Origin of the sequence: Pseudomonas sp. NPDC088322, assembly GCF_044740745.1 — a bacterium.
Classification (GTDB): Bacteria; Pseudomonadota; Gammaproteobacteria; order Pseudomonadales; family Pseudomonadaceae; genus Aquipseudomonas; species Aquipseudomonas shirazensis.
The window spans coordinates 243,848-256,462 of sequence record NZ_JBIURK010000006.1 but is presented as its reverse complement, the minus strand read 5'-3'; the positions used below and the strand labels follow the sequence as shown (position 1 = coordinate 256,462).

10 protein-coding genes are annotated in these 12,615 nt (G+C 62.2%); 6 read left to right on the top strand and 4 right to left on the bottom strand.

The window, feature by feature from the left end; all coding sequences use genetic code 11:
- Position 1: 1 nt before the first annotated feature.
- Complete coding sequence (locus ACIOAU_RS17680; RefSeq protein ID WP_101321983.1) at positions 2–463, bottom strand: DUF721 domain-containing protein; 462 nt, start codon at positions 461–463, stop codon at positions 2–4.
- 361 nt (positions 464–824) lie between these two features.
- Here ACIOAU_RS17680 and secA point away from each other — a divergent pair, with 361 nt between their 5' ends.
- The 3 genes from secA to ACIOAU_RS17665 all read left to right on the top strand — a co-directional run bounded on the left by secA (position 825) and on the right by ACIOAU_RS17665 (position 5,949).
- The gene (secA, locus tag ACIOAU_RS17675) at positions 825–3,560 is read left to right on the top strand and encodes a preprotein translocase subunit SecA (protein WP_101321982.1); all 2,736 of its coding nucleotides are present in this window, start codon (positions 825–827) and stop codon (positions 3,558–3,560) included.
- 161 nt (positions 3,561–3,721) lie between these two features.
- Positions 3,722–4,939, top strand: coding sequence for a bifunctional glutamate N-acetyltransferase/amino-acid acetyltransferase ArgJ (gene argJ, locus ACIOAU_RS17670; protein WP_101321981.1), 1,218 nt, complete (start codon positions 3,722–3,724; stop codon positions 4,937–4,939).
- A gap of 65 nt (positions 4,940–5,004) precedes the next feature.
- On the top strand, positions 5,005–5,949 hold the full coding sequence (locus tag ACIOAU_RS17665) for a Nudix family hydrolase (protein ID WP_401183631.1): 945 nt from the start codon (positions 5,005–5,007) through the stop codon (positions 5,947–5,949).
- A 116-nt stretch (positions 5,950–6,065) separates the two neighbouring features.
- Here ACIOAU_RS17665 and ACIOAU_RS17660 read toward each other — a convergent pair whose 3' ends face one another.
- The 3 genes from ACIOAU_RS17660 to ACIOAU_RS17650 are packed head-to-tail and all read right to left on the bottom strand — an operon-like array spanning position 6,066 to position 9,621.
- Entirely contained in the window at positions 6,066–6,632 is a 567-nt protein-coding gene (locus ACIOAU_RS17660; RefSeq protein ID WP_401183628.1) for a cob(I)yrinic acid a,c-diamide adenosyltransferase, read from the bottom strand.
- Position 6,633: 1 nt separating this feature from the next.
- On the bottom strand, positions 6,634–8,664 hold the full coding sequence (locus ACIOAU_RS17655; protein WP_401183626.1) for an ATP-binding protein: 2,031 nt from the start codon (positions 8,662–8,664) through the stop codon (positions 6,634–6,636).
- 39 nt (positions 8,665–8,703) lie between these two features.
- Positions 8,704–9,621 carry a putative 2-dehydropantoate 2-reductase gene (locus tag ACIOAU_RS17650; RefSeq protein WP_401183623.1) on the bottom strand — a complete coding sequence of 306 codons (918 nt, stop codon included), beginning with the start codon at positions 9,619–9,621 and terminating at the stop codon, positions 8,704–8,706.
- A 103-nt stretch (positions 9,622–9,724) separates the two neighbouring features.
- On the opposite strand from ACIOAU_RS17650, the gene ACIOAU_RS17645 reads away from it, so the two are divergent.
- The 3 genes from ACIOAU_RS17645 to ACIOAU_RS17635 all read left to right on the top strand — a co-directional run bounded on the left by ACIOAU_RS17645 (position 9,725) and on the right by ACIOAU_RS17635 (position 12,590).
- The gene (locus ACIOAU_RS17645; RefSeq protein ID WP_101321976.1) at positions 9,725–10,210 is read left to right on the top strand and encodes a YajQ family cyclic di-GMP-binding protein; all 486 of its coding nucleotides are present in this window, start codon (positions 9,725–9,727) and stop codon (positions 10,208–10,210) included.
- A gap of 109 nt (positions 10,211–10,319) precedes the next feature.
- Positions 10,320–11,162 carry a mechanosensitive ion channel family protein gene (locus ACIOAU_RS17640; RefSeq protein WP_150570627.1) on the top strand — a complete coding sequence of 281 codons (843 nt, stop codon included), beginning with the start codon at positions 10,320–10,322 and terminating at the stop codon, positions 11,160–11,162.
- Between the two features lie 183 nt (positions 11,163–11,345).
- Positions 11,346–12,590: an MFS transporter gene (locus tag ACIOAU_RS17635; RefSeq protein ID WP_150570626.1), complete on the top strand. Its 1,245-nt coding sequence runs from the start codon at positions 11,346–11,348 to the stop codon at positions 12,588–12,590.
- The last annotated feature ends 25 nt before the right edge of the window (positions 12,591–12,615 follow it).

Sequence of the window (12,615 nt, the reverse complement as noted above, 5' to 3'; positions counted from 1 at the left end):
TTCAACGCTGATCCTTGTGCTGGGCATGGCTGGCCAGGCGTTCCAGAGCTGCCTTGAGCTTGGGGTCGTCAATGCCTGCGGCCGTTTCGCGCAGGCTCTGCGCGGCATCGCCGGAGAGCTGGGTTGGGTGCCCGCCGCGTTTGGCCGGGATCACTGGTGGCTGCACCTTGAACAGGATCCGCCGCAGGTTGGCGAACACTTCAAGTTCGATCAGTTGCCGTTGCAGGCGTTTTTGCTGATAGCGCAGGCGCGTGGCCCAGTGGCCATCGGTGACCACCAGCAGCAACACACCGTCGCGCCAGGAGGCCACGTGGCAGTGCTCACGGGCCGCCGGTTGCAGCTGACTTTCGAGCAAACGCTGCAGATGCACCAGGCGTTCAGCCTGATTGAGCAGCAGCCGTAGCGGTCGGACTTCACGCAGGAGCGCGGCCGGCAGCCGGGCGGGCGAGGGTTTGTAAGCCATGACGGTACGCAGCAAGTTACAGAATGGCCATCTTAGCATCTGCGTGCGCAGCGCTGATTGATTGCCGGTGGCGACAGATGATGCAGTTGCCCTGGATCAGCACGCAATGGCCGGGGGCAAGGCATGTTGTGCAGGATAATAGCGATTCTCGGCAGCTTTCATCTTCAGCAAACCTTGAACTTGTAATAATCACCCTCATCTAAGAACCGTCCCCACCCTAGCGCTGTGCCAGCATCGTGGCAATCGACCACTTTCCTCACCATCGTTTCCGGGTAGAATGCTCGTTCGCATGCGGCCCAAGGGCTGCTCGGGCGACTCATGGGGCCGCCCTCCATCCCTAAGTGTGGAAGATCCTGCCGATATGTTTGCGCCTTTGTTAAAGAAACTTTTTGGAAGCAAGAACGAGCGCGAGATCAAACGCCTGCTCAAGACGGTGACCACCGTCAATGCCTTCGAAGAGAAAATGTTGGCCCTCTCCGATGAGCAACTGCGCGGCAAGACCGCCGAGTTCAAAGAGCGTCTGGCCAAAGGCGAAACCCTCGACCAACTGCTGCCGGAAGCCTTTGCTGTAGCCCGCGAGGCCGGCAAGCGTGTGATGGGTATGCGCCACTTCGACGTCCAGCTGATCGGCGGCATGACCTTGCATGAAGGCATGATCGCAGAGATGCGTACCGGTGAAGGCAAGACCTTGGTCGGTACCTTGGCGGTGTACCTCAACGCATTGTCCGGCAAGGGCGTGCACGTGGTCACGGTCAACGACTATCTGGCCCGCCGCGACGCCAACTGGATGCGCCCGCTGTACGAATTCCTCGGCCTCTCGGTTGGCATCGTCTCGGCCTTTCAGCCGCCGGAAGACAAGCGCGCCGCCTATGCTGCCGACATCACCTACGGCACCAACAACGAATTCGGTTTCGATTACCTGCGCGACAACATGGCCTTCAGCGTCGACGAGAAGTTCCAGCGTGAGCTGAACTTCGCCGTGATCGACGAAGTCGACTCGATCCTGATCGACGAAGCGCGGACCCCGCTGATCATCTCCGGCCAGGCTGAAGACAGCTCCAAGCTGTATATCGAAATCAACCGCCTGATCCCGCAGCTGACCCAGCACATCGAAGAAGTCGAAGGCCAGGTCACCCAGGAAGGCCACTTCTCGATCGATGAGAAGAGCCGTCAGGTCGAGCTCAACGAAGCCGGCCACCAGTACATCGAAGAGATGCTCACCCAGGCCGGCTTGCTGGCTGAAGGCGAGAGCCTCTATTCTGCGCACAACCTGGGCCTGCTGACCCACGTCTATGCCGGCCTGCGCGCGCACAAGCTGTTCCACCGCAACGTCGAGTACATCGTCCAGGACGGTCAGGTGCTGCTGATCGACGAGCACACCGGTCGGACCATGCCGGGTCGTCGTCTCTCCGAGGGCCTGCACCAGGCCATCGAAGCGAAGGAAAACCTGAACATCCAGGCCGAAAGCCAGACCCTGGCTTCGACCACCTTCCAGAACTACTTCCGTCTGTACAACAAGCTGTCCGGCATGACCGGTACTGCAGACACCGAAGCGTTCGAATTCGCTCAGATCTACAACCTCAACGTGATGGTCATTCCGCCGAACAAGCCGTTGGCGCGTAAAGACTTCAACGACCTGGTGTACCTGACCGCCGAAGAGAAGTACCTGGCGATCATTGCCGACATCAAGGAAAGCATGTCCAGCGGGCGTCCAGTATTGGTCGGTACGGCGACCATCGAGACCTCCGAGCATATGTCGGCCTTGCTCAACAAGGAAGGCATCGAGCACAAGGTGCTCAACGCCAAGTACCACGAAAAAGAAGCCGAGATCATTGCCCAGGCCGGTGCGCCAGGCGCTTTGACCATCGCCACCAACATGGCCGGCCGTGGTACCGACATCCTTCTGGGCGGCAACTGGGAGTCGGAAGTCGCGGCACTCGAAAACCCGACCGCCGAGCAGATTGCGCACATCAAGGCCGACTGGCAGAAGCGTCATCAGCAAGTGATCGAGGCCGGCGGCCTGCACGTGATCGCTTCCGAGCGCCACGAGTCGCGCCGCATCGACAACCAGCTGCGCGGCCGTTCCGGTCGTCAGGGTGACCCGGGTTCGAGCCGCTTCTACCTGTCGCTGGAAGACAGCCTGATGCGCATCTTTGCCTCTGACCGGGTGAAGAACTTCATGAAGGCCCTGGGCATGCAGTCCGGTGAAGCCATCGAGCACCGCATGGTGACCAACGCCATCGAAAAAGCTCAGCGCAAGGTCGAAGGGCGCAACTTCGATATTCGTAAGCAACTGCTCGAATACGATGACGTGGCCAACGAACAGCGCAAAGTGATCTACCACATGCGCAACAGCCTGCTGGCTGCGCAGGACTTGGGCGGCACCATCGAAGAGTTCCGTAAGGAAGTCCTCGATACCACCATCAGCCAGCATATTCCGCCGCAATCGCTGCCTGAGCAGTGGGATGTGGCCGGTCTCGAAGCGGCGCTGGCCAGCGATTTCGCGATCAAGCTGCCGATCCAGCAATGGTTGGATGAAGACGACCACCTGTACGAAGAAACCCTGCGTGAGAAGCTCCTGAGCGAGATCACCAGCGCATACACCGAGAAAGAAGATCAGGCCGGCGAAGAGGCTCTGCGCACCTTCGAGAAGCAGATCCTGCTGCGCGTGCTGGACGACCTGTGGAAAGACCACCTGTCGACCATGGACCACCTGCGTCACGGTATTCACCTGCGTGGTTATGCGCAGAAGAACCCGAAGCAGGAGTACAAGCGCGAGTCGTTCACCCTGTTCCAGGAACTGCTCGATTCGATCAAGCGCGATGCCATCCGTGTGCTGTCGCACGTACAGGTTCGCCGCGAAGACCCGATCGAAGAAGAAGCCCGTCTGCGTCGCGACGCCGAAGAGCTGGCCCAGCGCATGCAGTTTGAACATGCGCCGGCACCAGGCCTGGAAAGCGAGCAGCTGAGCGAAGAGGGCGTTGAAGTCGCCGTTGCCGCCGCGCCGGTCCGCAACGACCAGAAGCTTGGCCGTAACGAGCCATGCTGGTGTGGGTCGGGCAAGAAGTTCAAGCATTGCCACGGCACCATTGAGTGATGCGAGTGATGTGAGTGATCTAAGGCCGCTGCTGGCTTGAGATTTTTGGGCTGCTTTGCAGCCCATCGCGACACAAGGCCGCTCCTACAGCCACCGTAAAGGTGTCAGTTGGGGCGGCTTTGTTTCATGGAACCTATCTGTTTTTATCTAGGAGCGCTCTAATGGCTGTTGGTCTTGGTCCTTTGCCCACCCTGCACCCGGTTCCCGGTTTTGAACTTGGCATCGCTTCGGCGGGCATCAAGCGCCCTGGGCGCAAGGACGTCGTGGTAATGCGCTGCGCCGAAGGCTCCAGCGTGGCTGGCGTGTTCACCCTCAACGCGTTCTGCGCGGCGCCGGTGATCCTCGCCAAGCAACGCGTGCAGGGCACCGTGCGTTACCTGCTGACCAATACCGGCAATGCCAACGCCGGTACCGGCGCACCAGGCCTGGCCGCCGCTGAGCGCACCTGTGCCAAGCTGGCCGAGCTGACCGGCGTTGACGCCCAGGCGGTGCTGCCGTTCTCCACCGGTGTGATTGGTGAGCCGCTGCCGGTCGAGAAGATCGAGGCCGCGCTGCAGGCTGCACTGGACAACCTTTCGGAAAATCACTGGGCTGAAGCCGCTACCGGCATCATGACCACCGACACCCTGCCCAAGGGTGCCAGCCGTCAGTTCCAGTTCGATGGCCAGACCATCACCGTCACCGGCATCAGTAAAGGCGCCGGCATGATTCGCCCGAACATGGCGACCATGCTTGGCTACATCGCTACCGACGCCAAGGTCGCTCCGGCGGTGCTCAAGGACCTGATCCTCGACGGCGCCAACAAGTCGTTCAACCGCATCACCATCGATGGCGATACCTCGACCAACGACTGCTGCATGCTGATTGCCACCGGCCAGGCCAAGGTCGCTGAAGTGACCGAAGCCAAGGGCGAGCTGTTCGACGCCTTGAAGCAGGCAGTGTTCGAAGTGTGCATGGAAGTCGCCCAGGCGATCGTGCGTGACGGCGAAGGCGCGACCAAGTTTGTTACCGTGCAGGTCAACGGTGGTGGCAATCATCAGGAATGCCTCGACGTTGGTTATGCCGTGGCGCATTCGCCGCTGATCAAGACTGCGCTGTTCGCCTCCGATCCCAACTGGGGCCGTATCCTCGCTGCCGTCGGCCGCGCTGGCGTGCCTGAGCTGGACGTCAGCCTGATCGATGTTTTCCTCGGTGACGTGTGCATCGCCAGCAAAGGCGGGCGCAGCCCAAGCTACACCGAAGAGCAAGGCTCCAAGGTGATGGCTGAAGAAGAGATCACCATCCGCATCGAACTGGGTCGCGGCCAGTGCAGCGAGACCATCTGGACCACCGACCTGTCCCACGAGTACGTCAAGATCAACGCCGAATACCGGACCTGATCATTGGCCTGCGCCCTGGTCTGGCCACTGGCCGGGGCGCCTGACGCAGCAACGGAGGGTACAAGGTGCAGCGGATTCATGTAGTAGCGGCGGTTATCCGCGGTGGCGACGGGCGGATCCTCATCGCCCGTCGCGCCGATAGCCAGCATCAGGGCGGGCTGTGGGAGTTTCCCGGGGGCAAGGTCGAGGCCGGCGAAAGCGTCGAAGCAGCGCTGGCCCGTGAACTGCGCGAGGAGCTCGGTATCGAGGTCAGCGGATCACGGCCGCTGATCAAGATCAGCCATGACTACCCGGACAAGCAAATCCTGCTCGACGTGCGTGAGGTTGACGCATTCAGCGGCGAGCCGCATGGGGCCGAAGGTCAGCCGCTGGAATGGGTCGCGCCGCGTGACCTGCACCAGTACCAGTTCCCTGCGGCAAACAAGCCCATCGTCGCCGCTGCACGCTTGCCGGATCAGTACCTGATCACCCCTGATGGCCTCGAAGTGCCGCCGATGTTGCGCGGTATCCAGAAGGCTGTGGCCAACGGCATCAAGCTGGTTCAGCTGCGCGCGCCGGACATGTACGACCCCAAGTACCGTGATGTCGCGGTAGATGCGGCTGGACTGTGTGCGGGCAAAGCCCAACTGATGCTCAAAGGTCCTTTGGAATGGTTGGGCGACTTCCCCTCGGCGGGCTGGCACCTGACTGCCGCGCAATTGCGCAAGTACGCCGCCAAGGGCCGGCCGTTCCCGGAGCACCGTTGGTTGGCAGCGTCTTGCCACAATGCCGAAGAGTTGGCTCTGGCGGAGCAGATGGGGGTCGACTTCGTCACTCTGTCGCCAGTCCAGGCGACTCAGACCCACCCCGATGCACTGCCATTGGGTTGGGAGCAGGCCGCGGCGTTGATTGACAGCGTCAGCTTCCCGGTGTTCTTGCTGGGTGGCGTCAGCGCGGCAGACCGTGAGCTTGCCTGGCAGGCGGGCGCCCAAGGTGTGGCGGGTATCCGCGCGTTCTGGCCTGAGCTTTAAACAGGGGCCGCTTTGCGGCCCTTCGCGGGCAAGCCCGCTCCCACAAGGTCCTGTGGGAGCGGGCTTGCCCGCGAAGGGCTGCGAAGCAGCCCCAAATCAGCAACTGGATTGCAGGATCAAGCCTCAGGCTTTTTCGCCGCCTGCCACAGCACTTCTGCAACGCCCTGACGGCGGCCAATGATACGCGCTGCAACAAACAGCAAATCCGACACCCGATTGATATACGCCAAGCCAACCCCTTCCAGCGGCTCCAGCGCATTCAGCGCCTGGCAGCGGCGCTCGGCGGTGCGCGCCTGGCTGCGGCACACGTGGGCTTGCGCGACCAAGGCCGAGCCGCTGGGCAGGATGAAGTTTTCCAGCGGCCCAAGTTCGTCGTTCCAGAGATCGATGGCCGCTTCCAGGCGCTCGACTTCAGCCTGGTTCAGCGCCTGATAACTAGGCATCGCCAGCTCGCCACCAAGGTCGAACAAGCGGTGCTGGCAAGGCGCGAGCACCTCGCTCAACTCGCTCAGCCCGGCCTCACTCAGCCCTGCCAAGAGCACGCCTAGCTGGCTGTTGAGGGTGTCGACCTCGCCAATCGCCTCGATCCGAGGGTGGTCCTTGGGCACACGGCGGCCGTCACCGAGGCCGGTTTCGCCTTTGTCGCCGGTGCGGGTGTAGATTTTCGACAGGCGAAAGCCCATGTCATGTCTCCGTTGGGGCCGGTGCTGCAGGCACGGGCGAGCCGAGGGGCAGGCGCAGGGTGAAGCAGGTGCCCTGGCCGGGCGAGGACTGCACCTCCATCTGCCCCTTGTGGTTGTTGGTGATGATGAAATACGAAACCGATAGGCCCAGGCCTGTGCCCTGGCCGATCTCCTTGGTGGTGAAGAACGGCTCGAAGGTACGCTTGCGCACCGCTTCGGGCATGCCGATGCCGTTGTCCTCGACCTGAATTTCCGCCCACGGCGGATTGAGCCGGGTGCGCAGGATGATGCGGCCTGGCTCGCTCGGTTGCGGGCGCAGGTGGATCGCCTGGGCGGCGTTCTTCAACAGGTTGAGCAGTACTTGTTCAAGCTCGTTGGCGGTACATGGCACCGGCCCCAGTTGCGGGTCGAACTGGCGGACGATGGCCTGGCCCTTGAAGTCGAAACCAATTGCCAGATCGAAGTCGTTGCCGGCAATTTCCACCGCCTGGTCGATCAGCGCGGGCAGGCTGCAGGGGGCCAGCTGGCGATTGCTGAGACGGCTGAAACTGAGCATGTGGGTGACGATCTTGGCCGCACGGGCTCCCGCCTGCTGGATGCCGTCGAGCAACTGCGGCACTTCGCGGCTGTGCAGGTAGCGGTTGATCTCGGCCAGGTCCAGGCCAAGCTCGGCGGCCTGTTCCTGGTTGCGCGGCAGGTCGGGCGACAAGCGCCGGCGGATGTTCTGCACGTTGTGCAGGATCGCCCCGAGTGGGTTGTTGATCTCGTGGGCCATGCCTGCGGCGAGGCCGCCCACCGAGAGCATCTTCTCTGACTGCACCATCATCTCTTCCAGCGACAGGCGCTGGGTGATGTCATCGATACGGATCACCACGCCGCGGCCGCCACCGCCGGTCAGTGGGTAGAAGGTCAGCGCGTAATGGCGGGCGTCGTCACCTTTGGGCCAGGTGACCCGCTCGATCTTGGTCACCCGGTGCTTTTCGACGGTGTCTTTAAGTTGCGGCAAGAACGGCTTGAGCGGCTCGAAGGCGATAAAGATCGGTTGGTTCAGCGCCTCGTCCAGGCGCGTGCCGGAGAGGGCGCTGGCTTCCTGGTTCCACTGAGTCACGTACAACTGCTCATCGAGTGCTATCAGCGCCGATGGCATCGAATCGATGATGCTGTTGAGGTAGTTCTGGAAACCCGTGAGCTTCTTCTCGATCTTGCTGCGAACCTGAACCTCCAGCTCCAGCTTGCGGTTGGTATTGCGGGTTTCTTCGGCCAGGCCCTGGGCCTGGTCGTAGGCGTTCTGGAATTCGTCGCGGGTGCGCTTGAGCTGCTGCTCGCGGGCCTCGATGCGCGACAGCATGGTATTGAAGGCGTTGGCCAGGCTGCCGATCTCATCGTCGTTGCCGCGCTGCGCGCGCATGGCATAGCTCTCTTCGCGGGTGACCTGGCGGCTGAGTTCTTCCAGCTGATTGATCGGCTGGGTGATCAGCCGTTTGATCTGCCGGGCGATCACCAGCCAGAGCAGGATGCTGAACACCAGAATCGCCAGGCTGGCGGTCAGCGTGCCGGTGTAGAACGCGGTCGGCAGCTCGCTGCTGGCTACCAGAAGGAGAAACGCCGGCGGGTTGCCCGGACGCGGCAGGCGAATCAGTTGAGTGCTGCGAAACTCCATCAGACGCCAACCGTCGATGTTGCGATAGCGCTTGGGCAGGGCCAGCGGTTCGCCGTGCTGCAGTTGCGCGAGCATGCGCCCGTCGCTGCCGTAGACCGCTGCGGCGCGCAGTGGGGTGTAGCTGTCGAGTTCCTTGAGCAGGGCGTTGGCGTTATCGCTGGAATCACCGGCGCGGGCCGACAGCTGCGGGTTGGCGACCAGCCTGCCGATGGTTTGCAGCGCCTGTGGCGCCATGCTTTCCTGGGTGATCCAGTAGGCCGCGCTGATAAAGGCCAGGTTGGCCACCAGCAGGATGGTGATCAGCAGTACCAGCAGGGCCGCAAGCAGTTTCTGCCCGACCGGGAGGTTATCCAGGCGTTGGCGCAGTTTCATGGGCAAGGCAGTGTCCGTATTCGGGTCAGAGGGCAGCGATCAGTCACTGGGCAGGCCGCGTGCCTGCAGGTTATCGACCAATCGCTGGCGCAGGTGTTCCAGCTCCACCAGGGCCAGGCCATGGCGGTGGGCGGCCCGGCAGGCGTAGCCGAGCAGGTAATGCAGCTCGGTGCGGCGGCCATGGCGCACGTCTTGATACATGGAAGAATAATTGGCTGCAGTCGCCAGAATCACCCGCTGCACTTCTTCGTTCAGGCCCTCGGCCGCTTGCGGCTGGCCGCAGCAGTGCAGCAGTTGCGCCAGCTCAGCGCACAGCGCATCCACCTCACTCAAGTGTTCGAGCAGGCCACCGTTCTGGCAGTCGTGCATTACGGTCAGCGGGTTGATCGCGCAGTTCAGGGCCAGCTTGCGCCACAGCCGGCTGAGAATGTCCACCGTCCACTGGGCGGGGATGCCGGCCTCCTCGAGGTCACTGAACCACTCGGCCGGGGCGGGGTTGAGCGGGTCGCCCAACCAGTTGAAGCCATGCCCGGCAAACTGCACCTGCCAGTCTGCCGGACGAAACGCGCCTTCGGTACTGGAGGCAAAGATACAGCGCGCATGGGGCACCTGATCGGCCACCTCGTCCTGGCTGCCAAGGCCGTTCTGTAACAGAATCAGCTCTGCGCCCACAGCCAGGCGCGGGGCCAGCCTGGCCAGGGCAGGGGCGGCATCGTAGGCTTTACAGGCCACCAGCAAGCGATGAATCGGCGCGTGCGCTTCATCGGCTTCGGCGGGGATGGCAAAAAAGCTGCTGTGCGCTTGCTCGATCAAGGTCAGGCCGCCGACGGCCTGGTACGCCGCCAGGCGCTGCGGGTCGCGCAAGATCAAACGGACCGCCTTGCCTGCGCGGGCCAGCCGGCAGGCCCAGAGGCTGCCCAGGCTGCCGGCGCCGAGAATATGCCAGGTGCTGCTCATCTACGTTTCGCAACCCGTTATAATGTGTCCCGCATTTTAACCATCAAACCCTGCGCGCTCCATCTTCACGCTGAGCGCGGCGCTTTCATATTGGAGAACAACCATGCCTTCGTTCGACGTGGTATCGGAACTGGACAAGCACGAAGTGCAGAACGCAGTCGACAACGCCATCAAGGAGCTGGACCGCCGCTACGACCTCAAAGGTAAGGGTAGCTTCGAATTCAAGGAAAAGGACCAGACCGTGCTGATGACCGCCGAGGCCGAGTTCCAGCTCGAGGCGATGGTCGAGATCCTGCGCAGCGCATTGGTCAAGCGCAAGATCGAAGTGAAGTGCCTGGAGGTCAAGGACGCCTATGCCTCGGGCAAGGAAATGAAACAGGAAGCGACCTTCCGCGAAGGCATCGACAAGGAGCTGGCGAAGAAGATCGTCGCCCACATCAAAGACGCCAAGCTCAAGGTCCAGGCCGCCATCCAGGGTGAGCAGGTACGCGTCACCGGCAAGAAGCGTGACGACCTGCAAGAAGCGATCGCCGCACTGCGCGCCAAGGAATTCGACATGCCGCTGCAGTTCAACAACTTCCGCGATTGACCTGGCTGCAGGAACCCCATTGCCACACTGAGGTCCATGGGGCTCCTCGCCGCGGCCTGTCTGCGGCCTGCTTCACTGTGTACATGCCGTTTGGCATCAGGAGAAAGTTATGGATTTGACCAATGAGGTCGATCAACTGGTTCGCCAATCGCAAACCTGGCTGCCATTGATCATGCAATACAGCAGCCGTCTGCTGCTGGCGCTGCTGACCCTGGCGGTTGGCTGGTGGATTACCAACAAGCTCAGCGCCCGCCTGGGCAAGCTGGTTGGGCTGCGCAACGCCGATCTGGCCTTGCAGGGCTTCATCAGTACCTTGGCAAATATCATCCTCAAGATCTTGCTGCTGGTCAGCGTCGCTTCGATGATCGGCATCGAAACAACCTCGTTCGTCGCGGCCATTGGTGCTGCCGGCCTGGCCATTGGCCTGGCGTTGCAGGGTAGCCTGGCCAACTTCGCCGGTGGTGTGCTGATCTTGCTGTTCCGCCCGTTCCGCATCGGCGACTGGATCGAGGCGCAAGGCGTCAGCGGTACTGTCGACAGCATCCAGATCTTCCACACAGTGCTGCGCACCGGTGACAACAAGACCGTGATCATGCCGAACGGCAGCTTGTCCAATGGCATCATTACCAACACCAACCGTCAGCCGACGCGCAAGGTGGTGTTCGATGTGGGCGTTGATTACGAAGCTGACCTGCAGAAGGCGCGCAATGTGCTGCTGGAGCTGGCCAACGACCCGCGCGTGCTGCCGGACCCGGCGCCGCAGGCGGTGATCTCCACCCTGGGCGACAGCTCGATCACGGTATCCCTGCGTCTGTGGACGAAAACGGCCGACTACTGGGACGTGATGTTCATGCTCAACGAGCGCACTCGCGACCGGCTCAAGGCAGAAGGGATCGATATCCCGTTCCCGCAACGGGTGATCCGCGTGGTGCAGGAGACTGCCGCGCAGTAAACCGCGTTCGCTGTAACTGCGCGGGCTTGTTCCGCGGGTGTACCCGCCGCAACGATGTTGCTGGCGCTGGGCATTCGCGGGCAAGCCCGCGTTTTGTTTTGTCCCTAATTACACTTGTTCACAGCCAGAACGTGCCATTTCTGGCATATAACCTGACCCCTTTCGTATCCACTGATGTCTGCCATGAAACCACTGCTGTATATCACCCCGGCCCGTGCCTTGCTGTTTGGTCTGACCCTGGCCTTGTTCGAGCTGCTCACCTACCTGGCCAGCGATGCGGTCATGCCGGCCATGCCGGATGTGGTCACCGAGATGAACGCCAGTCCGGAATTTATCCCGCACGCGCTGAACCTGTACCTGCTGGGTGGGGTGGTCCTGCAATGGCTGATCGGTCCGCTGGCCGACCGCTATGGCCGGCGGCCCTTGCTGCTCGCTGGCTGCGTGATCTTTGGTGTAGCCTGCCTGGCGACCTTCTGGGTGCAGGACATCGGCCTGTTCAACCTGCTGCGGCTGTTGCAGGGGATCGGCCTGGGCTTTGTCGTCACCGTCAGCTACCCGGCCTTGAACGAGGCTTTCAGCGAGGCCGATGCCGTACGCATGATGGCCTTGCTGGCCAATATCGCCTTGCTTTCGCCCTTGCTCGGGCCGCTGGTGGGCACGTTGATGCTGCAGTGGCTGGACTGGCGCTGGTTGTTCGTGGCTTTTGCCGTGGGTGCGCTGCTGACCCTCGGGCTGCTGTATCGCTTCATGCCGGAAACCCTCGGCGTCGAGCGCCGCGACGGTAGCCGCCTGCCGTTCACGCCGATTCACCTGCTGCCGCTGTTGTCTGGTTATGTCCAGTTGCTGAGCAATCGTCGCTTCGTCGCCGGCAGCGCTGCGCTGGGCCTGGTCGGCTTGCCGCTGATCGGTTGGATCGGCCTGTCGCCGGTGCTGCTGATTCACGACGAGGGGCTGAGCAAGATGGCCTATGCCTTGTGGCAACTGCCGGTGTTCGGTGGCTTGATCGCGGGCAACCTGATCATCAACAGCATCGCTGAGCGCTACCCATTGCCTGCGCTGGTGCGTGGCGCACTGTGGCCGTATCTGGCGGGGTTGGGCCTGATGATGCTGGCTACCTGGCTGTGGCCGTCAGTTACCAGCGTGGTTGCGGGCATGACCCTGTATGCGCTGGGGCTGGGCGTGGCCAATGCCGTGCTGTACCGCATGACCTTGTTCGCCAGCGAGCAGAGCAAGGGCCTGGTTTCAGCCATGCTCGGCATGATCACCATTGCCGTATTGGGTCTGGGTGGCGCGCTGCTGGCGATGATTGGCGCTGGCGCCAGCTTGCTGCACTTCGCCGTCCTCGCCGGCATAGCCGGGGCGCTGGCGCTGGTGCCGCTGTGGTTTGTGGTGGGTGGCAAGGGCGCTGGCGCGACCGTCGCGCAGTGAAGCGAGCGCCGCTGTGCCTGTGCAG